General features: G+C 70.3%; 49 protein-coding genes. 25 read left to right on the top strand and 24 right to left on the bottom strand.

The window, feature by feature from the left end; translation table 11 throughout:
• Positions 1-13 precede the first annotated feature (13 nt).
• The 4 genes from TR46_RS45045 to TR46_RS14765 all read right to left on the bottom strand — a co-directional run bounded on the left by TR46_RS45045 (position 14) and on the right by TR46_RS14765 (position 1,565).
• Positions 14-145 (bottom strand): hypothetical protein, encoded by a 132-nt coding sequence (locus TR46_RS45045; protein WP_269084260.1) that lies wholly within the window; start codon positions 143-145, stop codon positions 14-16.
• A 10-nt stretch (positions 146-155) separates the two neighbouring features.
• Entirely contained in the window at positions 156-650 is a 495-nt protein-coding gene (locus TR46_RS14775; RefSeq protein ID WP_042400117.1) for a hypothetical protein, read from the bottom strand.
• A gap of 118 nt (positions 651-768) precedes the next feature.
• Entirely contained in the window at positions 769-984 is a 216-nt protein-coding gene (locus tag TR46_RS14770) for a hypothetical protein (RefSeq protein ID WP_042400112.1), read from the bottom strand.
• 128 nt (positions 985-1,112) lie between these two features.
• Complete coding sequence (locus tag TR46_RS14765) at positions 1,113-1,565, bottom strand: helix-turn-helix domain-containing protein (RefSeq protein WP_042400108.1); 453 nt, start codon at positions 1,563-1,565, stop codon at positions 1,113-1,115.
• A gap of 240 nt (positions 1,566-1,805) precedes the next feature.
• Between TR46_RS14765 and TR46_RS14760 the strand changes: the two genes are divergently transcribed.
• The 24 genes from TR46_RS14760 (at position 1,806) to TR46_RS14650 (ending at position 12,869) form a co-directional block, all read left to right on the top strand.
• Positions 1,806-2,036: a helix-turn-helix domain-containing protein gene (locus TR46_RS14760; protein ID WP_042400102.1), complete on the top strand. Its 231-nt coding sequence runs from the start codon at positions 1,806-1,808 to the stop codon at positions 2,034-2,036.
• A 46-nt stretch (positions 2,037-2,082) separates the two neighbouring features.
• Positions 2,083-2,967, top strand: coding sequence for a hypothetical protein (locus TR46_RS37910; protein WP_152626471.1), 885 nt, complete (start codon positions 2,083-2,085; stop codon positions 2,965-2,967).
• Complete coding sequence (locus TR46_RS14750) at positions 2,964-4,301, top strand: replicative DNA helicase (RefSeq protein WP_042400096.1); 1,338 nt, start codon at positions 2,964-2,966, stop codon at positions 4,299-4,301. Before TR46_RS37910 ends, TR46_RS14750 begins: the two co-directional genes overlap by 4 nt.
• Positions 4,302-4,330: 29 nt before the next feature.
• On the top strand, positions 4,331-4,774 hold the full coding sequence (locus tag TR46_RS14745; RefSeq protein WP_042400091.1) for a DUF7448 domain-containing protein: 444 nt from the start codon (positions 4,331-4,333) through the stop codon (positions 4,772-4,774).
• Between the two features lie 122 nt (positions 4,775-4,896).
• A complete protein-coding gene (locus tag TR46_RS14740; RefSeq protein ID WP_042400085.1) occupies positions 4,897-5,316 on the top strand; it encodes a hypothetical protein in 420 nt (139 codons plus the stop codon).
• Positions 5,316-5,615, top strand: a complete 300-nt coding sequence (locus TR46_RS14735; RefSeq protein ID WP_042400079.1) for a hypothetical protein — start codon at positions 5,316-5,318, stop codon at positions 5,613-5,615. Before TR46_RS14740 ends, TR46_RS14735 begins: the two co-directional genes overlap by 1 nt.
• Positions 5,608-6,153 (top strand): hypothetical protein, encoded by a 546-nt coding sequence (locus TR46_RS37905; RefSeq protein WP_052432810.1) that lies wholly within the window; start codon positions 5,608-5,610, stop codon positions 6,151-6,153. Before TR46_RS14735 ends, TR46_RS37905 begins: the two co-directional genes overlap by 8 nt.
• Positions 6,146-6,358: a hypothetical protein gene (locus TR46_RS14725; RefSeq protein WP_042400076.1), complete on the top strand. Its 213-nt coding sequence runs from the start codon at positions 6,146-6,148 to the stop codon at positions 6,356-6,358. The genes TR46_RS37905 and TR46_RS14725 overlap by 8 nt, the downstream gene beginning before the upstream one ends.
• Positions 6,359-6,390: 32 nt before the next feature.
• Positions 6,391-6,861, top strand: coding sequence for a hypothetical protein (locus TR46_RS14720; RefSeq protein WP_042400073.1), 471 nt, complete (start codon positions 6,391-6,393; stop codon positions 6,859-6,861).
• A 71-nt stretch (positions 6,862-6,932) separates the two neighbouring features.
• Entirely contained in the window at positions 6,933-7,265 is a 333-nt protein-coding gene (locus tag TR46_RS14715) for a hypothetical protein (RefSeq protein ID WP_042400070.1), read from the top strand.
• 42 nt (positions 7,266-7,307) lie between these two features.
• Positions 7,308-7,865, top strand: a complete 558-nt coding sequence (locus tag TR46_RS14710) for a hypothetical protein (protein ID WP_042400069.1) — start codon at positions 7,308-7,310, stop codon at positions 7,863-7,865.
• Positions 7,858-8,319 (top strand): hypothetical protein, encoded by a 462-nt coding sequence (locus TR46_RS14705; RefSeq protein WP_042400066.1) that lies wholly within the window; start codon positions 7,858-7,860, stop codon positions 8,317-8,319. Before TR46_RS14710 ends, TR46_RS14705 begins: the two co-directional genes overlap by 8 nt.
• Positions 8,316-8,561 carry a helix-turn-helix transcriptional regulator gene (locus TR46_RS14700; protein ID WP_042400063.1) on the top strand — a complete coding sequence of 82 codons (246 nt, stop codon included), beginning with the start codon at positions 8,316-8,318 and terminating at the stop codon, positions 8,559-8,561. Before TR46_RS14705 ends, TR46_RS14700 begins: the two co-directional genes overlap by 4 nt.
• Positions 8,558-8,806 carry a hypothetical protein gene (locus TR46_RS14695; RefSeq protein WP_042400061.1) on the top strand — a complete coding sequence of 83 codons (249 nt, stop codon included), beginning with the start codon at positions 8,558-8,560 and terminating at the stop codon, positions 8,804-8,806. The genes TR46_RS14700 and TR46_RS14695 overlap by 4 nt, the downstream gene beginning before the upstream one ends.
• 79 nt (positions 8,807-8,885) lie before the next feature.
• Complete coding sequence (locus TR46_RS37900) at positions 8,886-9,701, top strand: hypothetical protein (protein WP_052432809.1); 816 nt, start codon at positions 8,886-8,888, stop codon at positions 9,699-9,701.
• A gap of 19 nt (positions 9,702-9,720) precedes the next feature.
• Positions 9,721-10,167 carry a hypothetical protein gene (locus TR46_RS14685; protein WP_042400058.1) on the top strand — a complete coding sequence of 149 codons (447 nt, stop codon included), beginning with the start codon at positions 9,721-9,723 and terminating at the stop codon, positions 10,165-10,167.
• Complete coding sequence (locus TR46_RS14680; protein WP_042400055.1) at positions 10,164-10,388, top strand: hypothetical protein; 225 nt, start codon at positions 10,164-10,166, stop codon at positions 10,386-10,388. Before TR46_RS14685 ends, TR46_RS14680 begins: the two co-directional genes overlap by 4 nt.
• Positions 10,385-10,903: a DUF6221 family protein gene (locus tag TR46_RS14675; RefSeq protein ID WP_042400052.1), complete on the top strand. Its 519-nt coding sequence runs from the start codon at positions 10,385-10,387 to the stop codon at positions 10,901-10,903. The genes TR46_RS14680 and TR46_RS14675 overlap by 4 nt, the downstream gene beginning before the upstream one ends.
• Complete coding sequence (locus TR46_RS14670) at positions 10,903-11,208, top strand: hypothetical protein (protein ID WP_042400049.1); 306 nt, start codon at positions 10,903-10,905, stop codon at positions 11,206-11,208. The genes TR46_RS14675 and TR46_RS14670 overlap by 1 nt, the downstream gene beginning before the upstream one ends.
• Positions 11,205-11,561: a hypothetical protein gene (locus TR46_RS14665; protein WP_042400047.1), complete on the top strand. Its 357-nt coding sequence runs from the start codon at positions 11,205-11,207 to the stop codon at positions 11,559-11,561. The genes TR46_RS14670 and TR46_RS14665 overlap by 4 nt, the downstream gene beginning before the upstream one ends.
• Entirely contained in the window at positions 11,558-11,773 is a 216-nt protein-coding gene (locus TR46_RS14660) for a hypothetical protein (RefSeq protein WP_042400044.1), read from the top strand. The genes TR46_RS14665 and TR46_RS14660 overlap by 4 nt, the downstream gene beginning before the upstream one ends.
• Positions 11,770-12,174, top strand: a complete 405-nt coding sequence (locus TR46_RS14655; protein WP_042400041.1) for a hypothetical protein — start codon at positions 11,770-11,772, stop codon at positions 12,172-12,174. The genes TR46_RS14660 and TR46_RS14655 overlap by 4 nt, the downstream gene beginning before the upstream one ends.
• Positions 12,175-12,212: 38 nt before the next feature.
• Complete coding sequence (locus tag TR46_RS42295; RefSeq protein WP_161790131.1) at positions 12,213-12,386, top strand: hypothetical protein; 174 nt, start codon at positions 12,213-12,215, stop codon at positions 12,384-12,386.
• 102 nt (positions 12,387-12,488) lie between these two features.
• A complete protein-coding gene (locus tag TR46_RS14650; protein WP_042400040.1) occupies positions 12,489-12,869 on the top strand; it encodes a hypothetical protein in 381 nt (126 codons plus the stop codon).
• A gap of 52 nt (positions 12,870-12,921) precedes the next feature.
• On the opposite strand, the gene TR46_RS14645 is transcribed toward TR46_RS14650, so the two are convergent.
• The 17 genes from TR46_RS14645 to TR46_RS14565 all read right to left on the bottom strand — a co-directional run bounded on the left by TR46_RS14645 (position 12,922) and on the right by TR46_RS14565 (position 21,702).
• Complete coding sequence (locus TR46_RS14645) at positions 12,922-13,695, bottom strand: DNA-binding protein (protein ID WP_042400037.1); 774 nt, start codon at positions 13,693-13,695, stop codon at positions 12,922-12,924.
• A gap of 66 nt (positions 13,696-13,761) precedes the next feature.
• On the bottom strand, positions 13,762-14,073 hold the full coding sequence (locus TR46_RS14640; RefSeq protein WP_042400034.1) for a hypothetical protein: 312 nt from the start codon (positions 14,071-14,073) through the stop codon (positions 13,762-13,764).
• 1 nt (position 14,074) lies between these two features.
• A complete protein-coding gene (locus TR46_RS37895) occupies positions 14,075-14,737 on the bottom strand; it encodes a hypothetical protein (protein ID WP_052432808.1) in 663 nt (220 codons plus the stop codon).
• Positions 14,730-15,062 (bottom strand): hypothetical protein, encoded by a 333-nt coding sequence (locus tag TR46_RS14630; protein WP_042400032.1) that lies wholly within the window; start codon positions 15,060-15,062, stop codon positions 14,730-14,732. Before TR46_RS14630 ends, TR46_RS37895 begins: the two co-directional genes overlap by 8 nt.
• Positions 15,059-15,523, bottom strand: a complete 465-nt coding sequence (locus TR46_RS37890; RefSeq protein WP_052432807.1) for a hypothetical protein — start codon at positions 15,521-15,523, stop codon at positions 15,059-15,061. Before TR46_RS37890 ends, TR46_RS14630 begins: the two co-directional genes overlap by 4 nt.
• A 2-nt stretch (positions 15,524-15,525) precedes the next feature.
• The gene (locus TR46_RS14620; RefSeq protein WP_042400030.1) at positions 15,526-15,759 is read right to left on the bottom strand and encodes a hypothetical protein; all 234 of its coding nucleotides are present in this window, start codon (positions 15,757-15,759) and stop codon (positions 15,526-15,528) included.
• A complete protein-coding gene (locus TR46_RS14615; RefSeq protein WP_042400028.1) occupies positions 15,756-15,944 on the bottom strand; it encodes a hypothetical protein in 189 nt (62 codons plus the stop codon). Before TR46_RS14615 ends, TR46_RS14620 begins: the two co-directional genes overlap by 4 nt.
• Positions 15,941-16,447 (bottom strand): hypothetical protein, encoded by a 507-nt coding sequence (locus TR46_RS14610; protein WP_042400025.1) that lies wholly within the window; start codon positions 16,445-16,447, stop codon positions 15,941-15,943. The genes TR46_RS14615 and TR46_RS14610 overlap by 4 nt, the downstream gene beginning before the upstream one ends.
• A gap of 52 nt (positions 16,448-16,499) precedes the next feature.
• Positions 16,500-16,685, bottom strand: a complete 186-nt coding sequence (locus TR46_RS14605; RefSeq protein ID WP_042400022.1) for a hypothetical protein — start codon at positions 16,683-16,685, stop codon at positions 16,500-16,502.
• Between the two features lie 26 nt (positions 16,686-16,711).
• Positions 16,712-18,325 (bottom strand): DNA cytosine methyltransferase, encoded by a 1,614-nt coding sequence (locus tag TR46_RS14600; protein WP_042400020.1) that lies wholly within the window; start codon positions 18,323-18,325, stop codon positions 16,712-16,714.
• Between the two features lie 41 nt (positions 18,326-18,366).
• Positions 18,367-18,735 carry a hypothetical protein gene (locus tag TR46_RS14595; RefSeq protein ID WP_042400015.1) on the bottom strand — a complete coding sequence of 123 codons (369 nt, stop codon included), beginning with the start codon at positions 18,733-18,735 and terminating at the stop codon, positions 18,367-18,369.
• The gene (locus TR46_RS14590) at positions 18,732-19,133 is read right to left on the bottom strand and encodes a hypothetical protein (RefSeq protein WP_042400013.1); all 402 of its coding nucleotides are present in this window, start codon (positions 19,131-19,133) and stop codon (positions 18,732-18,734) included. Before TR46_RS14590 ends, TR46_RS14595 begins: the two co-directional genes overlap by 4 nt.
• A gap of 42 nt (positions 19,134-19,175) precedes the next feature.
• Positions 19,176-19,823: an RNA polymerase sigma factor gene (locus tag TR46_RS14585; RefSeq protein ID WP_052432806.1), complete on the bottom strand. Its 648-nt coding sequence runs from the start codon at positions 19,821-19,823 to the stop codon at positions 19,176-19,178.
• Complete coding sequence (locus TR46_RS14580) at positions 19,820-20,731, bottom strand: hypothetical protein (protein WP_042400010.1); 912 nt, start codon at positions 20,729-20,731, stop codon at positions 19,820-19,822. The genes TR46_RS14585 and TR46_RS14580 overlap by 4 nt, the downstream gene beginning before the upstream one ends.
• 93 nt (positions 20,732-20,824) lie before the next feature.
• Entirely contained in the window at positions 20,825-21,022 is a 198-nt protein-coding gene (locus tag TR46_RS14575) for a hypothetical protein (RefSeq protein ID WP_042400006.1), read from the bottom strand.
• 30 nt (positions 21,023-21,052) lie between these two features.
• On the bottom strand, positions 21,053-21,346 hold the full coding sequence (locus tag TR46_RS14570; RefSeq protein WP_042400001.1) for a hypothetical protein: 294 nt from the start codon (positions 21,344-21,346) through the stop codon (positions 21,053-21,055).
• Between the two features lie 11 nt (positions 21,347-21,357).
• The gene (locus TR46_RS14565) at positions 21,358-21,702 is read right to left on the bottom strand and encodes a hypothetical protein (RefSeq protein ID WP_042399997.1); all 345 of its coding nucleotides are present in this window, start codon (positions 21,700-21,702) and stop codon (positions 21,358-21,360) included.
• A gap of 144 nt (positions 21,703-21,846) precedes the next feature.
• Here TR46_RS14565 and TR46_RS14560 point away from each other — a divergent pair, with 144 nt between their 5' ends.
• Positions 21,847-22,128, top strand: coding sequence for a hypothetical protein (locus TR46_RS14560; protein WP_152626470.1), 282 nt, complete (start codon positions 21,847-21,849; stop codon positions 22,126-22,128).
• Between the two features lie 98 nt (positions 22,129-22,226).
• On the opposite strand, the gene TR46_RS14555 is transcribed toward TR46_RS14560, so the two are convergent.
• The 3 genes from TR46_RS14555 to TR46_RS42290 form a co-directional block, all read right to left on the bottom strand.
• Positions 22,227-22,826 carry an SLOG family protein gene (locus TR46_RS14555; protein ID WP_084718500.1) on the bottom strand — a complete coding sequence of 200 codons (600 nt, stop codon included), beginning with the start codon at positions 22,824-22,826 and terminating at the stop codon, positions 22,227-22,229.
• Positions 22,823-23,209: a zinc finger domain-containing protein gene (locus tag TR46_RS14550; protein ID WP_042399992.1), complete on the bottom strand. Its 387-nt coding sequence runs from the start codon at positions 23,207-23,209 to the stop codon at positions 22,823-22,825. Before TR46_RS14550 ends, TR46_RS14555 begins: the two co-directional genes overlap by 4 nt.
• 97 nt (positions 23,210-23,306) lie before the next feature.
• The coding region (locus TR46_RS42290; RefSeq protein WP_161790130.1) for a hypothetical protein at positions 23,307-24,284 on the bottom strand (978 nt) is incomplete at its 5' end.

Genomic DNA, 24,284 nt, shown 5'->3' with positions numbered 1-24,284 from the left:
TCGTCGTGCTCGGCTACAGCGGCAGCGTGGTGCCGCCCTTGCATGCCTTGTTGGGGTTGTCGGGCAGGCTGTGCGGGGTGGTGGGCTGGCCGGGCTTGGAGCCGATGCGCTGCCCGCAGCTGGGGCATTTGCCGTTCGGTGCCATGGTGACTCCCTCAGACGTGGGCGTCGAGCTTGAAGTACGAAGACGGCCGGGGTTCGGATCCGCGGGAGGCGGCGAGGCCGTTGACGAAGATCTTCGATCCGTCGTGGAAGTGGACGGTCAGGCCGTGGCTGATCGCACCGGGGTTCTCCCGCTGGGAGTAGCGGAGCATCGCGGCGACCTCCCCGGCAGCGTCGGCCTGGAGCAGCACGGCGGCGATGGCGCCTTCGACGGCCGCGGTGTCGACTCGCTCCCCGGCGAGGTTCGGCATCGGCAGTTCGGCCTGCCGCTCGCCGGTGACGGGTTCGCCTTCGGGCTGGCTGTAGACGTCGCCGGGGCGGGAGGTGGCGGTGATCTGCCACCAGGTGCGAGCCCCGTTGTCGTGGTGGATGACGAGGCCGTAGGGGGAGCGGTCGTGTCCGGCGTCGGCGAAGGTCTCGGTTTTGGTGATGCCGGGCAATGCGGGGAGGTGGTTGGCGAGCAGGGTCTGGAATCGGTCCGGGCGCATGCCTCCACGTTAGCGGCAGGTTCGAGCGCTGGGGCGACGACGGCTAGGGTTGGTGGTGAAGGCCACCTGCCGGGCGCACTGGAAGGTGGCCTTCACGGTACGCCGGTGGCGCGCCCGCTCAGTCGCCTCCGTTGATCGCGGCGAGGAGCAGCCACATTTCCAGGAGGGGTGTGCCGCCGACCCATTCGCGGTGCCCGCACGGCTCGTAGTGGACCTCGACGCGCCCGTTGTCGGCGTACTCGGTGACCTTCTCGGTCGGGTGGCCGCAGACGAGGCAGGGTGGTGTGGGCTGGCCTGCCGCGGTCGAAACGGTGAACGCGCTGATGCCGGTCATGCCTGGCACGGTACGGGCGCGGGCGGCCGGGTGTGGTGGGTGCGGGTGAAACCACCCGGGCGAGGGACGTGGGCGTGTAGAAGGCGCGCGCCGGGTCCCTTCGCTGGCAGACGCGCGCCGGGGACAGGCTAGCCGTCCGAGGCGGGCTGCTCATCCTCGATGTGGCCGTGGCCCAGCTCGGTGGCGAGCGCCTTGACCATCCGGATGAAGCGCCGTGTGTCCTGGTCGGTGATTCTGAAGCGGGACGCGTACATGGTCAGGTAGACGCTCTCGATGTCCCGCGAGGAGAGCGGCGGGGCCGGGGAGTCGTCGAGGTCCCACTGGGGCGGGAAGTCGTCGGGTGTGGCTGATCCGGCGCGGATCATGACCTCGGGCAGCTTGAGGCCTAGCGCTTTGGCGAGGCCGCGCTGGCCTTCGATGGCGGGGACGCTGAGGCCGCGTACTGCTCGGCTCATCTGGGCGGGGTCGATGCCGGAGGCTTCGGCGAGGCGTGAGGTCATGCCGCGCTGGTCGAGGTCGAAGCCGGCGATGCGGGCGCGTTCGCGCAGCCAGCGGGCGAAGTCGTCGTGTTCGCCGCTCATGCCCCGTCCGTTTCGTGTGCGCGCCCATCAATACGTGCAGATCGTAGCGTGCGCGCTACCCGCTGTCGTTGATCGGGGTCACATTCGTGCAGGTCGTGGCCAAATTCGGTCGCCTGCCAGGGGGTGCCGCGCACCAGTCTCGTTGTAGCGCCACAGCAAATGGGGTATGCTTTGTGTAGCGGCACACGGTGCTCGCACTGCACCTCCCTGCCAAAACGCACCCACATCGAAAGGCCATCTGTGGCCACCTACAAGCTCAACCTCGCCACCCTCCAAGCTGCTGCCACCCTCGCCGGAGATGTCCGAAACGACGGCCGGCTGCACCTCTCACGAATCTCCCGCCGCTCCGGCGTCGACCCCGGCGTCCTCTCCCGGATCACCCGGCAGGAGAACCGCCCCAGTCTCGCCACGCTCGGCCAACTCGCCACTGCCTACAAGCTCACCGTCGACAAGTTCATGCTCGCGGACTGACGCGCCCGGCCAGCGACTCCTGACGCGACGTTCGAGAGAAGAGCACGTGAGCCTTGATGCGATGGACTGGGTGTGGAACCACTCCAGCTCCAAGGGGGTGGGCCGCCTCGTGCTGCTGGCCCTCGCCGACAAGGCTCTGCCGGCCGCCAGAGAATGCAAGGCCTACGGGTCCGTGACCTTTCTCCAGCAGCGGGCGAACTGCACCCGCGAGGCCGTCACCGACGCGATCCAGGTGCTCCTGAAAGCCGGAGAACTGGAAGTCGTTGAGGGCGAGAAAGGCCGCTACGGAGCCAGCGTGTATCGGCTCCGTGGAGCAGTCGGCCACCGGCGACCCGAGACCACCAATCGGTCGGCTCACCCGACCGATCCCAAATCTGAAATCGGTCGGCCTACCCGACCAGGGGTGGTCGGCTCACCCGACCAATCCGAAGCGGAATCGGTCGGCTCACCCGACCACATCACCACCACCCCACCAGAGACCACCACCTCCGCACCTGCCGACCCGCCTGCCTCCACCACCCCAGGAGGAGGCGGAGGAGACCAGCAACAAGCAGCCGAGACCTTCCTCCAGTCGCTGCCCGGACCCTGGGCCGTCGGACGCGCCACGGCCGCCAAGCTCGCCCCGCAGCTCCTGGAAGCCATCCACGCACAGGGCTGGGACTTGGACGACGACCTCGCCACCGAGTTGACGAAGAACCCCGGTGGGATCAAGAACTTCATCACCGTCCTGCCCGTCCGCATCGCCGACCTGATCAAGAAGCCCACCGCCAAGACCCGCGCCTCGCCCGGCGGCCCAACCACCCCGTGGTGCGAGGACGAGGACTGCAACCCCGCCACCCGGCGTCGCACCACCGAAGACGCCGACGGATTCCGCAGCTCCGCGCCATGCCGAACCTGCCACCCCGACCACACCAAGGACGCCGCCGCATGAACGACCAGCCCGAGCACCTCGAGGAAGAGGACCCGCGTCCGCGTGACCTCTCCGCCGAACGGGCACTCCTCGGCAGCATGCTCCTCGGCGAACGAGCCATCGACGACGCCACCGACACCCTCGCCGGCCCCGGCGACTACTACCGCACCGCCCACGCCACCATTCACACCGCAATCCTCGAAGTCCACGGACAACCCGGCATCACACCCGACCCGATCACCGTCGGCGCGCAGCTCCTCAAAGTCGGAGAGCTCGACCGCATCGGCGGCAGCGAATACCTGCACCGCCTCGTCGCCGCTGTGCCGGTCAGCGCCAACGCCGACTGGTACGCCGGCATCGTCCGCGACACCGCCAAGCTCCGCCGCATCTACGAGATCGCCGCCCGCACCGTCCGCCGCAGCCTCGAGCGCGACAACCCCGACGACATCCTCGACACCACCATCGCCGACCTCCAAGCCCTGATCCTCGGCTCGCCCAAGGACGCACCCAAGCTGTCCGTAGGGGAGCGGTGGGACGACTTCATCGACCAGCTCGAGGCAGGCGAGGACCCCAACGCCCTCGACACCCCGTGGAAGGACCTGAATGAGGTCACCAGCTTCAAGCCCGGCGACCTGATCGCGGTCGGCGCGGAGACCTCCGGCGGCAAGTCGCTCCTCGGCTTCAACTGCGCCGCGCACGTGGCACTGCGCCGCAACCGGCCCGTCCTCGTCGCCTCCATGGAGATGGGCGGCACCGAACTGCTGGCCCGCCTCACCGCCGCCGAAGCCAGCGTGAACCTGTCCAGGCTCGTCAACCGCAAGCTGATCGAACCGGACTGGGAGCGCATCGCCAAGGTCGCCGACCGGCTCCGCAACGCCACCAACTTCATCCTCGACGACTCACCCGGCCTGTCCCTGTCCAAGATCCGCGCCCGGGTCCGGTGGATGCACTCCACGGGCAACCCGCCAGCCCTCGTCGTCGCGGACTACCTCCAACTGATCGCACCCGAGGGGCCGGGCTCGAGGAACCGCACCCAGGAAGTCGCCGACATCTCGCGCGGCCTGAAGCTCCTCGCCATGGAGTTCCAGGTCCCCGTGATGGCACTGGCCCAGTTCAACCGGGGGCAGGTCGGCCGCAAGCCGCTGGTGTCCGATTTCAAGGACTCCAGCCAGATCGAGCAGGACTCCAACGTGATCCTGCTGATCTCCAAGGACATCCCCGACGACCCCGCCAACCCGGGCCCCGACAACGGCGTCCGCCACCTCGAGGTCGGCAAGAACCGCAACGGGCCGCGCGGACGCGAAGTCGACCTCGAGCAGCAGGGCCACTACGCCCGGCTCGTCACGCTCGTCTGATCAACCCTCAACCGAAAGCGAGTCCCACCATGTCCGAAGCAGTGAGCTACGAGATCGAGACCCTGTCCGACGAGGTCGACGACGGCACGATGCCGAGGAACGTCAGCGCGCTCGCTGACGCGGTCGTTGGGCACCGGATCGTAATGATCGAGAGGGACGCCGTAATCCCGGAGTCGGCGAACAGCTGGCGCGGCCGGGGCACGGCTCTGACGCTCGACAGCGGCAAGCGGGTCTTCCTCGTCGATACCGACGACTGCTGCGCGTTCACAGAGCTGGAGGCGTTCCTGCTGCACCCGGAGCGCATCGACCACGTCATCACCGGCGTCGGCACGACGGACGAGTTCACGCGCTGGCACATCTACGCGGACATGGGCGACGTGCTGGAGCTGACCGTGGGCTGGTCGAGCGGCAACCCGTTCTACTACGGCTACGGCTTCCAGATTGCAGTCGTGGACGAGCCGGCCCAGGGCTGACCTGCCCCACCGCCCTCTCCGGCGTGCGGTTTTGGCGGGGCGGATGGGGCCGTTCCCTGACCTGATCATGCGTCAGGATGAGATGATAAACCCACACAAACTATCCCAAAAGGATCACCCTCATGTCTGAGCCCGCCGACCCTCTCGACCTCCCCACCGCGACCCTCGAAGCCCTGATCGACGTCGGCAACCAGACGCTCGCGGACTACTACCACGACCGCGCCTGCGCCTGCTCCACCTGGCCCGCCAAGTGCCAGTCCCGGCTGCGGAAGGGCGAGTGGGACACCGACGCGTTCGCCATCGCCCTCCCCAAGATCCTCGCCGTGTGGCAGGCCATGCAGGGCACCGACGCCGAGATGAACGCCGCCCTCGCCCCGTACCTGGCCGACGTGCGCGCCGACGGCATCAACGACGTCCTCGACACCCTGCTGACGTCACTGCGGATCGCCCCCGACCCCGCGCGCGTGGCGGGCATCAACTTCGCCATCGGCGTCGCCCAAGGCGCACGCGACCGCAAGCCCGTGGCGAAGGCGGCCGGCTGATGCCCGAACCCACCGCCGTCGACCCGCCGCTGCCCGACGCCCTGCTCACCCTCTTCGCCAACCGTGCGGCCGAACGCCGCCAGCAGGCAGCCGAACGCTTCGGCACCTTCACCGAGCGGGAGCGGGTGCTGATGAAGGAAGCCGCCGTCATGGGCTACGTCCAGGGCACCAGGCACCCCAAGGGCGACGACTTCCCGAAGGACAGCTGGATCCTGTCCACGGTCATCGAGGCCTGCCTCAGCAACCCCGACCTGTACCGCACCATCAGCGGCTACGTCGAGGAGGCCGAGGATGCCTGACCTCGACGCCGCGATCACCTACGGCCCTGGCGGTGTCCGCTGCGGTTGCGGCCGTGACGCCCACTCCAACCTCAGCCCTTGCCAGGAGGGCCCGACCATGTCCGACATCCAGAACCCGACCGGCCTGTCCGACTACGACTGGCTGGAGTTCGTCGCTTTCGTCTGGAAGGTCGAGAACGAGGGCTACGAGTACGCCGCCGAGAACTACAGCCCCGACTTCGAGGACACGGGCCTGCCGGTGGACGGCGACGACCTGCGCGACCTGTACCACCGGTACTTCGATGCGGTCGAGATCTGGGCCGAGACTGTTGGCACGCAGGAGGCCGTCGACCTGCACAACAACCACGTCGACGAGGCCCGGCAGCGGCGCGATGACGCCTGCTTGTGGGGTGCGCGTGCCCAGAACGGCAACGTGCTGACCTGCAAGTCCCGGCAGGGGGCCGAGTTCTTCGTCAAGGACCCGTCGTGGGCCTGCGTCGCACTGCTGCACCGGGACGTTCCCGGTGGCGAGTGGACCGAGGTCGCCGACGATGCCTGACGACCTGGACCTGTCGGAGTTGAACCCGCTCATCCGCAAGATCAACGCCGAGATGACCAAAGAACCCGGCGCGCTGATGCTCCGCCCCGAGTTCCTCGCCGCCCTCGCAGCCCGCGCCACGCTCGCCGCAGCCGCCTTCGTCGGCAACCCGCTCGCCTGGCACCACTGCAACAGCTGCGACGGGCACAGCTGCCCCGACACCTGACCCGCCCTCACCGATCGGAGATCACCATGGGAATGAGCACCACCGCGAAGCTGATCTACGGCTACCGTCTGCGCGCCGACGAGGACGGCTGGCAGGTTAAGGAGATCCACCCCAAGGACAGCGACCTGTGGGGCCTGAATCTCGACTGGCTCGGCGAGGACGACGAGTTCCAGGACAAGGCTGAGGAGCGGCTGATGGCCGCCGTCGGCTACGAGGAAGGCGACTTCGACGCCGACCCGGACGCGTGGCGTCAGCGCCGCCGCGACGCCGAGGCCAGGATCGGCGTCGAGTTCGAGCACGGCGGCTACCAGTTCGGGGACCTGTTCCTGTCCGCGAAGAAGCACTCGGCCTATCTGGGCGAGCTGACGGTCATCGACCCGGCCGTACTGGCGGCCGAGGCCAACGCGGAGGCCGACGAGAGGCTCCGCGCCGCACTGGCCGTGCTGGGCCTCACGCCGCTGGAGGAGCGGCCCGCGTGGCTGCTCACCGCCTGCCGAGGCTGACCCACCCCGCCCGCTTGCTGCCTGGTCGCGCCGGCCAGGCAGCAACCACCCCGACCACGCTGGAGTAAGCCATGATCAACGTTCACGTCACGGACGGCCCGTTCGGCGACGGCGTCCGCGTCTTCATCCTCAACGAGGGCCCCGGCGGCCGGTACCTTCACCGGCCCGGCGGTCAGCCGTCCATGCAGGAGATCACCGAGGGCAGCGCCGACGTCGAGCCGTCGATCACCCTCGGCGGCGAGGAAGCCCGCGCGCTCCTCGACTCGCTGATGCGGTACTACCACGGCGCGGAGGACAGTCGGGCGCTGCGCCGGGACTACGAGGCCGAGCGGAAGCGCGTGGATACCCAGGCCGACGTGATCGCCGACATCGCCCGCAGCCTCGCAGCCCAGCGCACCTCCTAACCTTCTCCGCCCGGCCGCCGGGCCAACGAAAGGACCACCCGCATGACCAAGCGCCGCCCGAAGCCCAAGCCCCGCCGCGAACCAGACGCGGTGATCAGCATCGTGTCCGACCTGGCCCCCGACGGCCGAACCTACGTCGCCACGATCCACCTCGACGGCGACACGGCCCGCACCCTGAACCGCGACCAGGGCATCGCCTGGGCCAGCACCGTCCTCACGGCAGCAGCCCAGGCCGAGCACGACGCCCTGGTGATTAGGCAGTTGGCCGGGAAGGTCGGCATGGCGCTGGACCTGGCCTGCGTCGGGGACCTGCGCGCGGACCGGCCGCCGCTGGACGACGCTGCGACCGCGCCGCTGCGCCTGGAGCCGGGCGTGAACGCCAAGATGGAGCCGTTCCTCGCCCTGTACATCAACGGTGAGCAGATGGGCCAGTGGACCTGTCAGGACGCCCGGGAGCACGCCACGGGGATCCTGGAGGTCATGGCCGCCGTGGACTTGGACGCCGCCTACTACCGGTTCCTGACGGGCTCGGTCAAGGTTGACCCGCCCGAGGCCCGGGGCATCGTGGGACTCCTCGCCGAGGACGGCGCCCATGCATGATCCACTGGTTGTCGCGTTCGAGATCCGCCGCCCGTGGCCGAGGCAGGACTCCTGGAAGACCGAGCTGGCCGCCCGTCAGGGCGTCCGCTGGAGGTTCGGCGGCACGTACTCCGTGGTCGCCGGTCGCGGCCTGTACTGGCCCTGCATGATCACGGTGTGGCATCGGGAGCCCGGCGGCCACGACAGCCTCACCGTCTGCGGGCGACGCACCCAGCGGGCCGACGGCACCTGGCGCCGGTCGCGCCTGTGGGTTGCCCACGTCCATCACTGGCGTGTGCAGGTCGGGCCCTTGCAGGAGGCCCGGCGCAGGCTGCTGACGCGCTGCTCGGAGTGCGGCGGCCGGTCGACGAAGGCGCGTCCGGTCAACCTCGGTACCTGGAACGGGCCGCGTGGGCCGTGGTGGCGCGGGGAGCCCGGGCTGAGGCACATGGACTGCCGCGGAGGTGCGCAGTGATCGCCTTCACCCGTTTCACCGTCCGCCGTCAGCAGGCCCGCGAGGCCCGCATTGTGGCGTGGCTGGCGGCCCACCCGGGCGGCTGCCTGGGCGACGACATCGTGCAGGGTGTCGGCGGGTGGCCGGGTGCGGTGTACGCGGCTTTGGGGCGCCTGGAGGAGCGTGGGCGGGTCGTGCGTGGGTGGCGGGCGGTGGATGGCGGGCGGCGGGTGTTCTACACGCTCGACGGGGGCAGCGAGTGACGGTCTACCTGTCGGAGCGCGCCGTGATCCTCTGCACGGCCATGGTCGTCACCGCGGTCAACCTGCCGGTCGCGGCGGTGGTGATGGTGGCGTCGGGCATGGACGGCCGCTGGTGGACGGCGGCCGGGATGTTCGTCGGGGTGCTGGCGGTGTTGTCGGCGGCCGGGGCGTGGGTGGCGGACTGGGTGCTGGAGCGGATCATGCCGAGCGGGGCGACCCAGGCTGACCTGCGGGATTCGACCTGATCAACTCCGGTAAAGCCGCCCGATCATGGGCAAACCGCGAGATAATGTGACGAACCATTAGATACCGGAAGGCAGTGCCGTGTTCATCCGCTACGACCCCGACAAGTGGACACCCCAGCAAGGCACCGGCTACCACACCTACAAGAGCCTCGAAGTCGGTCAGATCACCGTCTGGGAGCGCCGCCCGTACCGCGTAGTCGAGGTCCGCGAACGCGATCAGACCGACTGGCCCGAGCGCTTCCGCGACATGTGGGTCGAGGCGAACATGCCCAACCCGGCAACCTGGTACCGGCGGCCGATGGTCGTCGTCCTCCAGGACATCGACCAGCCCACCGCCAAGCCGCTGCACCTGATGGGCCCTGCCGACGCCCACTGGGATGTCATCCCGGAGCACTACTGGGTGTGCCGCCTGTGCGGTGAACTGCCGCCCTGCCGGGAAGTCCACACCAACGCTGTCATGGCACGGGCGGCGGAGCGCATGGCCGAAGAGATGGCGATCATGCCGGGCTGCTGCCACGCCTGCCGCGAACCGATCACCCGGCGGCAGAAGGCCATCGTGTTCACCGGCCCGAACCTGATCCGCCCCGACCTGCCCGACGGCTCGGTAATCTTCCACCAGCGCAACTCCTGCAGCGGCTCCGCTGTCCGCTACGACGAACGCTGGGCCAAGGCCACCGGCAACAAGCGGCGGTTCTACTGCGGCGGCCACATGACGGTCCACCTGGACAAGAGCACCTCGTGCACCGAGATGGCCGAATGCCCCGGCGACGTGTCCCACCGCTCCCGGGAATGGCACCACCCCGAGCATCGGGACCGCTTCCCGCAGGCGGAGTGGTGCTGGTGCCTGGCTGGCGCTGAGGCTCCGGCGCGCACCGACGACTCCGCCCTGTTCTGACCCTCACCCTGGAGACCCGATGGACATCGAAGAGGCCCGCCGACGGCTGGCTGCCAACCCGCCGCAGGGCGACCCGACCGCAGGGGCGAGGCGACCGCTGGTGCCCGCTCCCGAGGACTTCGACGGCTGCAGTTCGTCCAGTTGCCGTCCCCGCAACAAGCCCTGGCAGCACACCTTCGCGTGGGGCCTGTGCGCGCATGCCCCGGAGTCGGCCCGGCCCGAGCCCCGGATCAGCCTGCTTGGGACGTACCTGGACGTCGACGGCGAGATGTCGATCGGGACGACATCGTTCACGCTGACCGAGATGGCCGCGAAGATCGAGGCCGCGCTGCGGGAAGTCAAGATCACCTTGGGCCCGAACGCGGTCGGCATCCTGGAGCGCGGCGGAACCGTCACCCTGTCCGGCGGCGAATACCAGGCCATGGCGCTGACCGTCGCTGCGATGCTCACGGAGGTCGACCTGTGAGCCGCAAGCCGCCGCCGGTTCGCGACTTCCCGCTGCGCGTCCGTCTCGCCAGCGGCCGGATCGTGCACGCCGCCTACACCCACGGCCTCTACGTCGACGGAGCAGGCATGACCGCCTGCCGGATCCTCTTCAGCCCGGACGACACCCAACTGCCCGAGAACACGAACGTCGACTGCGCCCACTGCTTGCAGCACAGCGCCATGAAGGAGACCAGCCAGTGACCGCCTCGATCGCAGAGTTGGCCGACGCCATCCGAAAGCAGCTCGACAAGGACGAGAGCCTCGCCCGAGAAGCCAGCGGAGACACCGTCGTCGGCACGCCCGGCCACTGGACGCCTGCCCCCGACGGTGACGAGTGGGTGGCGTCGGACTACCAGGGCGACGTGGAGCTGCTCGTGGCCCTGCGCCCGGGACTGCCCCGGCCGCCGCAGGTGACCTCGGGCTACTGGGGTGTCGTGTGCGAGGACGGCTCCGACCATTCCGACGCCGAGGGCTGGGGTCTGCGGGCCCAGTTCCGGCACGCCGCGCGACAGGATCCCGCTACGACGCTGGCGCGGGTCGGCCGGCTGCGCACCCTCGTCACCCGCATGCTCGCCGAGCCGCACGGTCTCGTCGACGACGGTGCTGGCGGCTACGACTGCCCGCGCCGGGGGACGAGCGCCGCCTGCCAGTGCGGCCGGGATGAGCGTGTCCGCGCCTACCTGGCGCTGCTGCTGCCTGAGACCACGGAGACCTGATGGCCGTCTTTCAGATCAGCCTCGCCGACTGCCTCGACGGAGCCCGGCCACCCGACCAGATCCTCACGCTGGCCGTCGTCGACGACACGGTGTTCGTGGCCGTCGAGAAGTACACGGAGGTCGACGCGAAGGAGAGCCGCCAGAAGGAGAAGGCGATGATCGCCGTGAGTCTCCCGTCGCTTCGGGAAGCGCTGGAACTGCTGGCCAACGACCGCAGCCGCGAGGACCTGCGCCCGGTCGACGGCGAGCACGGGGACATGGGTGCGCGCCTCAAAGGCCCGCGCGCTGGGTGGGTGAAGCTGTGACTGATCTCGAAGTCCTGACCGCCGCCGTGCGGGAACTCCGCGAGCGCCCGTCCGGCCTGCCTCAGTCCTGTAACGCGGCCCTGGCCACGGTCGTCGCCTCGGTGGCGGAGTGCGTGCAGGAGGAGGGCGTGATCGAGGACGCGACCAGCGACAGCGTCCTGCAACTTGCCCGGCTGATCGTCGGCTGGCGGCCGGAGCACTGCCGCTGGTGCGACCGGGAGATCGAAGACAAGGCCGAGCCCGCCATGGGAGGCCCACGACCGCCACGGTGGGTGCACTACCCCGGCGGCTACAGCATCTGCTTCCCGCAGCAACCCGGCAGCACGTGGGCCGCGCCGAAGGAGGAGACGTGACCGAGCCCGCAGACTTCCTGACCGTGGAGCTCGCCGACGGCGGGACGTGGACGCGCCTGGACCGGCTCACGGACGGCCGGGTCATGTGCGCACTGTGCTTCGACTACTGCACCCGCGATCAGCTCAACCCGCTGCCGGGTGGCTTCGTCGAGGACGTGTGCAAGGCGTGCGCGGCAGCCGAGGCCGCGGCACTGGCTGGGAGGCAGAAGTGACTGAGTCGCGCCTGTTCGTGATCTGGCTCGACGCCTCGGACGGCTCCGTCATCACCCACGACGGCGTGCAGTGGCCAGACGGGACCGTGTCCATCCGCAACCGGAACCACTACCTGGGTGCCACCTGGGGCAGCCCGGAGACCGCCGCGCAGATGACGCACGGCAAGCTGGCCCGCGTCGTCTGGGCAGACGAGCAGACCACGGAGGGCCGCCAGCTGGTCGGCGAGTGCGGCTACGTCCGGCGGCGTTGGGACGGCCCGTACCGCATGGATGACCGCTGTATCGGTCCGGCTGGCCACGCCGACCACGGGCCCTGGCAGATGCTGCCGACCGGGCCGCCTACCCCGGCAACACCCATGACTTCCGCCTCCGGGGCGGACTCGCAGCCCACCCGGCTGTGATCAACGGGCCGACCGGCCCACGACCGAGGAGACTCACGATGGACACGAACTTCAAGACCAAGACCGCGCCGGCCGCCGGGCGACGCTCGCTGATCCGTCTCGCCGACGACAAGATGCGCGAGGGCCAGTCCGCCACCACGATGCTGGGCCGGGTGCTGCGAGAGACCGGGCGGAAGAGCATCGAGGTCGCCGCGTTTGGTTCCTCCGTGTAGGACTGCACCGCCGACGCCCCTGCTGCTGCGGCAGGGGCGTCGTCACGTCGTGGCTGGTGGGCTGGGTGGTACGTTCCTCCCCGTAGTCGCATAATCGAACACATGCCCGAACGACGTCGCGGAATCCAACCCCACAACTGGCCCAAGCGCCTGCCCCCGCCCAGCGACCCCGACCTGCCCGTCCGCGTCATCGCCTGGGTCCGGGAGGCCCTGCCCGCGGAGGAGTGGCGCGTCGAAGCGTTGCGGCGCCGGCCGTGGGAGCTGGTCGGGCAGTCCGTGTTCGTGATCGATCGGATGATCGAGTCGCTGCGGGAGTCCTACCGGGAGACCCGCGACGTGTACGGCCCCGTCCTCGGACCGGCCGAACTGGCCCCGTACCTCGCCGCCCACACCGCCGAAGCCGAACGGTTGAGCGCGCTGCGGGCACAGTTCGTGGAGGTCGAGGCGGCACTCACCGCCGCCGGGAGGATCATGCCGCTGTGACCGCGCGACGAAGGCGGCCAGCCCCGGAGTGGGACTGACCGCCTTCGATGGTTCACGGGGCCAGCGGTGGGCGCGCTGCCAGCTCCGCCTGCATTCGATCCAGGTCAGCGCGGAGCGCCCGCAGCCCGTCGCCCCGCGCGCTGATCCGATCCAGCTCGGCGCGGATGGATTTCAGCTCCTGCTTCTGGGCCTGTCGCGCAGCCCGGTACGCCTCGACCGGGCTGCGCTGGATCAACGCCTCCGGGATCGGCGGGAGGTCCTCGACCGGGACGTTGCCCGCCGGGTAGCCGCCGCGCGTGGCAGGCCCGTGCGACGGAAAGTGGTGGACCTGCTCCCGCTGCTGCTCCCGATCCAGTCGCGGTTCCTCGTCGAGCCACTCCGCGCAGTCCTGGTGCGCCATCAGACCGCCCCAGCACGGCTCCAGGCCCGCCAGGTCGTCCATGCCGCAGATCGGGCAGCAGCCAGGCGCACAGCCCCTCCCGCCGGGGAACGCGGGCTCGCGGGCCGCCGCCTCCGATGCGGCCCGGCAGTCGGGGCGGTCGCCGTGGAAATGCTGCACGATCGGGCCGTTGGTGTGCTTGAAGCTGAGGCCGTCCCGGATACGCCTCCCGCAGTGAGCGCAGTCGACGACCGACTCCGGGAGCGCGAGGTGCCGCTGATGCTCGGACCGCAGCATAAGACCGGCCTGAAAGGTGAAGAGCGGGACCAGGCCCAGCGACGCCATCCAGAAGTTTGCGGCCACGAACTTGATCAGCAGCTCGACCGCGGCAAACAGGATCGGCGCGGCGACGAACAGCCACCGGTAGTGGCGGCAGTAGCAGGTCACGGCTCCTCCTGGTGCTGGCCGGCGTCGGGCAGGCGAGGGCCAGGAGCAGGGCGAGGATGGTGGCGATCATCGGGCGGCCTCCAGCGGCTCGTAGGTCCGGGCGAACACCTCAGCGTCGACGGCCCAGTGCTCGCCCAGGACGCCCCGCAGCAGCCAGCTGCCGGGTGGTGCGGCGAAGGGCTCGTTGCGGTGCTCCATGGTGTGCAGCAGGAGCAGCGGTGTCTGGTCGAGTGAGGGCGCCTTCGTGGCGTGGTCGAACCAGTGGCGGTATCCGGCGAAGTCCTTGCCGAGGAACGCCTCGACTTCGGCGAAGTTGCTGCCGGTCCAGCGGACGGCGTCGTTCTCGGTGGGCAGGCGGCGGACACGGGTGATCGGCATGTCAGGACTCCTGGGTGGTGGTCGTGCCGGGGCAGCGGACGGGCGTCATGCCCGGCTGCGGGGCCCAGTCGTGGGCGGAGTGCGGGTGCATCGGCTCGCCGCCGAACCTCCGCATCAGGGTGGAGAAGCACGGCATGACGATCACGTCCTCGGCGGCCGGGGTGGGCGCGTCGTCGTCCATGGCCGCGTACCAGCCGTGCAGGTCATCCGACTCGACCGCCCGGACCGGAGCAAGGGCAGCCTCTGCGGCCCGTGCGCGCACAGCCCAGCGGCGGGCTTGGACCACGGCAGCCTCCCGCGCATGGGCCTCGTACTGGGCTTCCTCCAGGTGGTCCAGGCCCTGCCGGTCGTGGCCCGCGATCCAACTCATGGCATTGGACATGTGATCGATCGTGGCCCGCGCGCCAGCGAGCTCGGCCTCGGCCTTCTCCGCACGCTCTTGCAGCCGGTCGACGTCGCCCTGGACCTCGCCCATCACCGCCTCGGCGATGGCGTCGACCGGCCCGGCGATGTCCGCCACGACACCGAAGTGCAGCACGGTGGGCTGGATCGGGTGCGCGGCATCGCACGCGGCCTCGTCGGCCAGGTCGCAGCAGCCGTCGCACAAGAACGCGGCCTTACGCAGCACGGCGGCGAGACGGGCACGCAGGGTGGGTTCAGGCATGGTCTTCCTTCCACTTGGCGGCGAGCGCCAGGGCCTGCGGGACGGTGCGCCCGTTGATGATCATCAGTGGCGCCGCCTCCTTCGCCAGCGCGAGAGCCGCATCCAGGTCGAACAGGCACTGCAAGTACGGGCGGTCCTCGAAGGTCAGGTCGCCATTGAGGTAGCCGAAGCCGTCGGTGACGACCCACTTCCCGTCGCGCTTCTGCTCGACGTGCAGGGCCCAGACGTGGGCATCGGGTGCACTGTCGGCCGGGATGCACGTCACGGTGAAGCGGGAGGCGCTGACGAACACCTCAGGCGGCTCGGGCACCTCCGCCCCGGTCACTGCTCGCCGTCCTCGACCGGCGCGACGACAACAGCGGCGGGCGCGGCGAGCAGGTGCAGGATCTGCCGCCCAACGTCCGACAGGACGGGATCGGCAGGAGTAAGCCGGGCCCACTCGGCAGCCTGCACGGCCACCGCGGCGATGGCAGCCTCGTAGCGCTGCATCCGGTCGGCGTCCAGGGCGGCAATCGCGTCGGCGTTGAGTAGCTCCACCATGTACGTGGCAACGCCCTCGGAGTACGTCTCAGTGATCGGCGGGCAGCAGTCATACACCCCGGTCTCGTCGCGGTCGATGCCGATGTCGGGGATGCCGGGATGGCCCGGGTCGGGACAGACGGGGCCGTAGCCGGTGAGGGACTCGCTGTCGGTGATGACGGTCCGCCAGCGGCGCGGCGTCGTGCCGTCGTGGCCGGCGTCGAGGTAGCGGTAGGCGGCGGCGCGGAGAGTGGGCAGGTCGGTCATGGTCAGTCCTTGCTCTCGGTCGGGGCGGTGGGGTCGGCGGCCATGCGGCGCAGGTCTCCAGCGGCGCGGTTGGTCACGCCGTACTTCTTCGTCAGCCAGTCGGCGGCCTCGTTGAGCACCTCGGCGCGATGCGCGGCCTCGTACTCGTCGAGGCATTCGTCGACCATCGATACCGGCTGGTGGGCCATGGCCACGGCGAGGGCGAACGGGACTCGCAGGTCATCGCGTGCGGTCACTGTTCGCTCCTGCTGGCCAGCCCGAGCACCACGGCGGTCGCGCAGGGCCAGCGGACGGCGCGTCGCGCATGCACGGTGCAACGGACGCAGATCTCCTGCTCCTCGGTGTCGCCGCAGACCTCGCAGCCACCACACCGTTGCTCATTGATCAGCAGCGGCTCGTGGCCGAAGTCGCGGGCGGTCACTGGTCGGCCCCAGCGGCAACGGCGGGGAACACGCCGGGGTGAGCGGCGACCCAGTCCGTCCACCGCTTCGACGGCTTGTCGTCCCCGTGGTTGTGGATGCGACCCATCAGGTCGGCCAGCGACAGCGGCCCAACCTGCCGGTCGGCGAACCGGGGCGACTGCGGCACGTACCTCGGCCCCATCGTCCACGTGCGCCGCCGATAGCCCCAGTCGTCCTCGCCGTACTTGATGAACGTGACGCCGTTCGCGCCGCCGTCCACATCGAGCAGACGCTCGGCCAACTTCGCCTTGTAGCGCTCGTTGTACCAGTAGGCGATGTACTCCTCATTGAACGAGCCGAGCATCGCGGCCTCGGCATCGGTCGGGCGCACCGGGGACTCGCGGTCGAACGAGGTGATGTAGCACCAGTCCGGGTGCGACGACGTCACGGCGACGCGCAGGGCGGTCAGCGGGTCGTCGCGGTCGGCGTCGGTACCGAACGGCCAGTCAGCGGGCTCGGGCACAGCGGGCTCCTTGGGGTTCATGCGCCCGCAGCGGGCGCGATGGGGGGTGGGGTCAGGCAGGTTCGCCGAGCTTCTCCAGGCGGCGGGCGATGGTCTCCAGCTGGACGGCCAGGCGTTCCTGGTCCTCTGCGTCCGGGTAGTAGCGGTCGAGTTCCCACATGTTGAGGCCGTCTCGGATGGCCGCGGCGACCAGCTGATGGGCGCGCCGGCGGATCTCGCGGTCGGGGGTGTCGGACACGGACAGCTCCAAGGTCGGGACGGCGGTCAGGCGGGCATGGGGATGCCGGACGCGGCAGACGCGACATGGGCGGCGAGCAGCGGCGGGACGGCGTTCCCAACCTGCTCAAACTGCTTCGTGCGGGTCCCCTGCCACGGGTAGTCGCCAGGGAAGGACTGCGGGACAGCGGCCTCCTGGACGGTGATGCGGACCGTCTCCGGGCTGGCGAACTGGGACTCGCCGCCCGGGTCGCGGTCACGGTGGCCGGGTGGGGCGATGCGGTTCGTGGCGCAGACCGTGGTCGCCGGCCGCTCCTGCGTCCAGGCGCACAGATCCGCGCGACCGGTGATGGTCACGGCCGGCTCGTCCTGGCTGCGCTCGGCTCGACCTTCGCCGGCGACGGACTGACCGGAGCGCAGCACCCAGGACACGTCGTTGCCCCGATGCCCGAAGAACAGGGTGCCTGCGGGCTCGTCCATCGCCCGGACGCAGGCGTTGGCGTTGGTGTTGTTCCGCAGCACCCACTCGACGCGGGCCGCATTGTTGCCGAACGTCATCGTCGGGGCGGGCTCGTCAGCCTCACGAACAGCGGCCCGGGGCTGGTTGCCGTTGCGCAGCGTCCACTGCTCGCCGGTCTTCGTGGTCACCGTGGGCGCGGGCTGGGACTCCGGGTTCACCAACTGGCGTTCGCCGTCGGCCCGGAAGTGGCCACGGTTGGTGTGCAGGATCCAGGAGCGGGTCTTCTCGGTCAGCGCCCACGACGGCCGGTCGGCGGAGAACTCGTTGCCTCCGGACGTCTTGCGGTCGCCGCGGGTGTTGACGGTCTGCTCGGCGGCCCAGCCGAGGGCCTGGGCCATGGACACCCAGCGGGGCAGCTCGGGCGCGAACAGGGAGTCCTGGCCGATGTCGGCGAGGGCGTTCTCGCGCCGGGGGTCGTAGTGCGTGGCGGCTGGCGGCTGGACGGTCCGGGTGCGGGAGGCGATGAGGATCGCGCGGGTGCGGGTCTGCGGGACGCCGTAGTCGGCGGAGTTGAGCTTCCCGGTCCAGGCGGACCAGCCCAGGCGGCGGAGTTCCTCGGCGTAGACATCCCACAGCGGTTGGACGGCGGGGACCTGCTCCAGGGCGACCCATTCCAGGATCCCGTCGGCGGCGAGGAGTTCGGCTATCCAGCGGGCGGGCTCCATCACCAGGGCGGCGCAGGCGGCGTCCGTGCCGGCTGCGGCTTCCAGCTGGGTGTCGGTGCGCTGCTTCTCGGGTGCCTTCTTGGCGTTGGCTTCGCGGAGTTCGGCCAGGGCGACGGGGTGGATCGCGGCGATGACTTCGCCACGGCAGTCGTCGCCGCGGAACAACCGGCGGATGCCGTCGGCGAGGAGGTCGATGACGCGGCGCCCGGTGCCCTTGCCTGCGGAGGAGAACAGGGTGCAGGGCGGTGAGGCGATCAGGCCGCGCAGGAGGTGGGCCATGTGCCGGGTCGGGTAGGTGGCGACGTCGGCCTGGATGGTGAGGTGGCCGGCGGCATGGCGGGTGAGGCATGCGGAGCGGTCCCACTCGATGCCGATGTCGGTGATCCCGAGGTGGCGGCGGATGCCCTCGGACCAGCCGCCGGGACCGGCGAAGAGATCGATGGTGACGCCGGTCGGCTCGGCGGTGGTGTGGTTCACGGTGCTCCTCAGGTGGTCGGTGGGCGCGGTCCGCGCCGGGGTCAGAAGCGCGGGCAGCCGTGCTGGTGGACGGGCTCCGTGGTGCAGGCGCACGGGGCGGCGGCGGGCGCGGTGGCGAGGTCGGTGCAGCCGCATGCGTGCTGAGTGCAGGGGCGCTCGGTCTTGCCGAGGCTGCCGACGTGCCACGGGGCGAGGTGGTGGCAGTTGGAGCAGGTCGCGACGGGATGCGTGTACTCGGCCAGGGCGGCGCGCAAGCGGGTGATCTCGGCGGCGTAGGGCGCGGTGACCTTCTCGGCGATCTCGGCGGCGATGTTCAGGCCGGTCAAGCCGGGGGCGAGTCCGCCGACCATGCTGACGGCGGCCTTCCGGGCTGCGGCTGCGAGCTGCTCATCGGTCAGGTGCTCGGTCATCGCTGGACTCCCGTCGTGCTGAGGCTCATCGAGTGCTGCTCCCAGCGGGTCAGGGCCGGGTCGAGGTGCACGTTCAGGGCGTCGGCCAGGAACGGGCGGCCGAGGCGCTCACCGCACTGGCAGTGCGGCACCAGCGGGTGCCCGCTGTCCGGGGTGTGTCCGATCAGCCGCTCCATGGGCGCGACGAAGGACGCGCTCGGGCGGGAGGGCATGGGCAGGCGATGGCTGCACTGGCACGAGAACCAGAACTCGCAGTCCCCGTACTCGATCACCAGCGCATGCCCGGGGGCGTGCTCCAGGACCAGGGCATGGCCGCCCTGGAGCGTCTCGCGGAAGTCGGGGTCGACGGGCGTGCTGGGCTTCGGGAGGAACAGGGCGGGTGCGGTGGGCTCGGTCACGGTGTCTCCTGGTGGGGTGGCCGCCGGGGCGGCCAGGCGAGGTCAGGCTGCAGCGGCCCGGCGGGCGCGCTGCTGACGGCGGTTGGCGATGGTCTGCGCAGCCGTCCGGCGCCCGCGCTGGCCGGACTTGCCCCACATGCGGGACGGCGTCTCGTGCTCGTGCCACAGCACCCGGTAGGCGGCGCGCGCGTCCTTCAAGTGGGTCCGGAACGTGCCCAGCGTCTTCCCGAGGGTCGCCGCGGCCTCCGCGTGGTCGCCGTCGTGGACCGCCAGCGCATACAGCACCTGCTGGTGAGTGACCGACAGTCGCGGCCAGATCTGGCGCAGCGCCGTGCGGTCCACAACCGCATCCTCAGGCGATGCAGCACTACGGCGGGCGAGTTCCCAGTACCGCTGGTAGGCGGCGATGTCGCCCTCGGCGGAGCCCCACGTGCGGGCCTTGCCCCAGGTGTGCTGGTGGTCCTGCGCGGCACGGTCGACGGCGCGGGCACCGATGACGACCAGGAGGCCGCCGGCGGGGGCTTCGTCGGCTGTGGCGAGGGCTACGGCGATGGCATCCCAGGCGGTCTCGTAGCGGTCGACGAGGTCCAGGTTCCGGCCGCCGAACGCCCGGAGGGTGGCGATGCGGGCGAGCCGGTCGAGGTCGTCCATGGAGAAGCCGTGCCACAGGGACTCGCGGGTGGGGTTCACTCGGCGGCCCCGGCAGGGTTGTCGGTGGCCATGCCCTTGGTGGCGTCTTGGAACCGGCGCCACGCGTAGCCGGGCTCCTTGGCCCACGCCTGCGCCCGGCCGACCAGGAGGGGTGCCATGGCGGCTACGTCCTGTTCCGCGGCGATGCCGTAGGCGACGAGCCCGCCGGTGGATGTCTGTACGTCGAGGTGCCACTGGTCGCCGATGGCGTAGGCCACGACACGGCCGCGGGTGCCGGCGTCGGGCTCATAGGCGTAGAAGCTGACGCGGTCGGACCAGTCGTCGCCGAGGAAGAGCGGCGGCTGTGGTCGCAGTTCAGCTTTGGGCGTTCCAGTGTCGGCGACCATGAACAGGTCGCGGATGTTCTGCGCGGGATCCAGGGCCGCCTTCAGCATGCGGATCACCTCGCCCACGGGGAGGCCGTCTTGCGCGCCGAGGACGCCAACGACGCTGCGGACGTTATGAAGGGCGAGCCGGTCGGCTTCCGCGATGCGGTCGAATCCGCTGTCAGATCGCGCGCCGGACCGCAGGCTGATCATGTGGCGGGTGTCTGTGGCGATCTGCTTGACCAGGGCGACGCGCTCCGGCTTGGGGCAATCGGGCAGTACCTCGACTGCGCGCAGGATTCGGGTGAGGTCGGTGATCCAGCGGTCCACCGCGGCGCGGGCGTAGGCGTCGGCGCGTCGGGCGAGGTCGATGCGTTCCGCGGTCCTCACGGCGTCGCCGTGCTTGCGCTGTTCGACGAGGACGCTCATGTACCGGTCGTTGATGGCGATGCGCTCCCGCTCGCAGTCCACGGCGTACCGGTTGAGGACGTCAAGGTCGGACAGGGCATCGAGGGGCTCGCCCTGGATGGCGTACTGCTTGCGGAGTTGAGCGACTCTGTCAACGGCGGTGAGCGTGGTCATGGCGTGTTCTCCGGTCGGTCAGCGGTTCGGTCGGGTCGGTTGGCTGGGTGCCTCGCAGGGTGCACGCGGGGAGGTCGCGCACCCGGGCGGTACTCAGACGGCGGGGCGGTCGGCGGCGCTGGGCGTGCCGCGCATGATGCGGGCGGTGCGGTCCTGGCTCTGCCTGGCCCACTGGCCGATGGCGGACTGTCGGGCGTGGTAGAGGCCGAATCGGGCGACCGTGGTGTCGCCGATCAGCGGCTCTACCTCGGCGCGGGCTTCGGGGCTGAGTTCAGACCAGGTGGGCAGCATGTGGAGCTCCTTCGGGAGGGTGGGCGGTGGCTAGGCGGTGGTGCGGATCTGCTTGCAGGTGTCGCAGGTGACGGTGGCCAGGTGCTTCGCGAAGCGGGTCTCGGCCCAGGTCCTGTCGTTGCCAGCGGGCGCGCCGCACAGGGTCTGGGAGCCGTTCTCGCTGGCGCTGTACTGCACTCGGTAAAAGCCGTCGCCGCGCTTGCGGGCGATCTTCTTGCGGATGTGGACAGGCCCGGACTTGGCGGCCTCCGTGCGCTCGCGCTGCTGCCGGGCCTGGTCGGCGAGGTGCTGCTCGACCATCGCTCGGGCTTCGTCCTCGGTCATGGCGGTGGCTCCTAGGCGGCGAGTGCGTGGGCTGCGGCGATGTAGGCCGCCTTGCGGGGCTTGTAGGCGCTGACGAGCAGCTGGACCTGCGCGGTGGTGAAGTGCTGGACCCGGTGGGAGTGGCCGTCGCGTCCGGCGATGGTGCGGTTGGTGCGGGTGATCCGGACGGGCTGGACGTGGAGGCGCTTGGCGACGGTCCGCAGGCCGTTGACGAAGCCGGTCACGTCCTTCTTGTCGACTCCGGCGGCGAGGGCGTGGGTGGCGAGGGATCGGCCGCGGTTCAGGGAGGCTGTCAGGTGGGTCTGGGTGGAGCGGGCCCTCACGATCCGGCGGGCTTCGCGGCTGCTGGCGATCATCGGGTCCCCCTGAGTTCGAAGTGCCAACTTTCTTGGCACTTCGATAGTGGCAGACCTGCTCTCTTGATCGCAACAAAGTTGGCAATAAATCATGGACAAAGACTGCCTAGTCAGTTGGCAGTCCGCCATGAGACCATTCCACCCATGACGCCGAAGCCCCCGCCCAAGGAAATGGCCGCCTGGCTCCGCAGGCTCGACCGCGCCGCCGCAGCTCACGCCAGCACGAGGACCGCGCTCGACGAGCTTGTCGCCGACGCGCGTGCAGCCGGCGTCCCGCTGACCACCATCGAGAAGCACGTGCCCTACAGCCGCGAATGGGCGCGCAAGATCGCCGACGAGGTGGACGGTCGCCGAGCAGCGTCCGGCGACAGCGACCCGATCCCCGCCGAGCCGACCGCGAGCAGCACACGCACCCAGGTCGACTAGCCCCGCCCCCGCCTCCAGCCGGCCGCCACCGCGGACCGGCCCCGTGGCATGCCGACGCGCGCTGATCCTGCGGCGACCGGTCAGGTTCAGCGGGGCGCTCACCGCGGCCCCCTCGGGTCGTAAGCCCGCCACGGCAGGCCAGCGAGCCGGGCCCGGCGCAGACAGTCCGCGGTCCCAGCCGAGTCCTCCGTCGCCGAGGCGAAGAACGCCAGGCAGATCCGTGGCTCGTCCAGGCGCAGCACGGTGTTGACCATGAGCTGGTTGCGGTAGGCGCCGGCCTGCGGGCAGTAGTCGGCGCCGCCGCGTCCGGGTTTGCGGTGGCCGGGTTTGCAGTTGGGTCCGCAGGGCCCGTTCCAGTCGGCGGGGTGTCCGATTTCGAACACGCCGGGGTGCTGGAGTGCCCACTTGGCGGCGAGCGTGTCGGCTCCGGGCGCGGTGCCGTGAATGATCGTCAGGCGTTGGCGGCCGAAGTGGCGGGCTTCGTCCCAGGCTTGGGTGAGGGCGGCGTCGAGGACGTCGCGGTGCACCTTGGCCTTGAAGGCACGCGAGCCGGTGACGAGGACCCAGGCGCCAGAGGGGCGCTCAGAGGTCTCAGGCGGCCCCGTGGCGGCCTGCGGGGCTATCGCCGGACCGGAGGGGCGACGAGCGCCTGAGGGGGCTGTGGCGGCGCCAGAGCGCGCCGGGGCGGGGGCATTCACGCCAGAGCCTCCGCAGCCGTCCGACGAGCACGGTGAAAATCCTTCGCCCGCACCCCGTAGTCGTTACGGCAGCGCTCGTTCACCGACGCCCCGCAGCGCGTGCACTCCACCTGGAGCATCGCCGCCGGCGGAACCGGGACGGTGCCCTTCACGGGCGCCGGTACGGCAGCGCTGCCCTTCGCGGCCGGCGGCGTCTTCGACCGGCGCCGACCACCCTCCGGCCCCCGAGGCGGATCCGCTGGCCTCGGCGCGATGGCGGCGGCAGCGGCAAGCTTCGAGATCCGGTGCAGCAGTTGCGGAGTGACAGGCCAGTGCTCGCTGATGGCGTGGCGGGTCAGGACGCGTCGGACGTTCAACTCGGCGGCGGTGATGGTGGCGGGCATGCTGCTCCGTTCGGATGCGGCAACTGTCGGGGGACGGCGGATGGGCAAAAGCGGCAACTGGACAGCGGGCTACGGCTGGACCGGTTGGACTGCGGGCTCAACCGGTATCGGCGTCGGCGGCGATGGCGGCCTCGATTTGGGCGAGGCGGTCGCTGACGGGTGGCGGCAGTGGTGTGGCGGGGCTGGCTGCCTGCTGTTCGTGGGGCCAGAGCGGGCCTTTGCCGCCGGGTAGGCCGACGAGGAGGGAGGCCTGGCCGGTGGGTTCGGGGCGTTCGCGTTCGGCCCAGTCCTGCCAGCGGGCGCCCCAGGCGTCGGGGAGGGCGGTGCGCTGGTCGCTGGTCATGCGGCGTACGAAGCGGCGGGTCATGTCGGCGAGTTGCTGGCCGGTGAGGACGGGGCGTCCGTCGGCGGTGCGGGCTTGTTGGGCGGTGCGGATGTCGTCGGGGCTTGGTTGCCAGGCGGAGTTGATCAGTGAGAGCGCCTGTGGCTGGGCCCCGGTACTACGTTCAGGACTCTCTCTCTGGGGACCATTAGTGGTTGGGGACGGGACGGGACGGGACGGGGCAGTGTTACTAACGGCGTTACGAATTGCTGCGACCTGCGGTGATGTGTCGTCTTCACCGTTGGTTACCGTCGCGTAGAAGTCTTGTTGATGTTCGTTTCGCGTCGCGTTCGCGTCGGTTTCGCGTTCCGGGCCGCGATTCGTAACGGCGTTACGGTCGCCTTTCGCGGCGCTCTTCCGGCGGTCGCGGAACGCCTGCTGCCGGGCCGCGTTCGAGTCCCTCGCCGAGCGCACCTGGTCCCGGGTCGGGTTGTAGTCGTGGTAGTCGTGGATGCGCCAGCCGACGCCGGCGATCTCCTCCCACAGGCCGCACTTGACCAGTTCCACGGCACGCGCCTGCGGGTTGCGGACGTCGGAGACCATGCGGAGTTCCCCGGCCGCAATGACGCCGTCGGTGAGGTTCTCGGAGCTCCAGCAGATCGCCGAGACGTAGAGCCGGAAAGCGGAGTCCGATATCGGCCGGACTTTGCGGTTCGACGGGAACCGGTCATCAAGTCGTGCCCACGGCATCAG

It is taken from the genome of Streptacidiphilus carbonis (assembly GCF_000787775.1).
Classification (GTDB): Bacteria; Actinomycetota; Actinomycetes; order Streptomycetales; family Streptomycetaceae; genus Streptacidiphilus; species Streptacidiphilus carbonis.
Note: the sequence above shows the minus strand (reverse complement) of the source record. Positions and strands in the feature narration are given on the sequence as shown.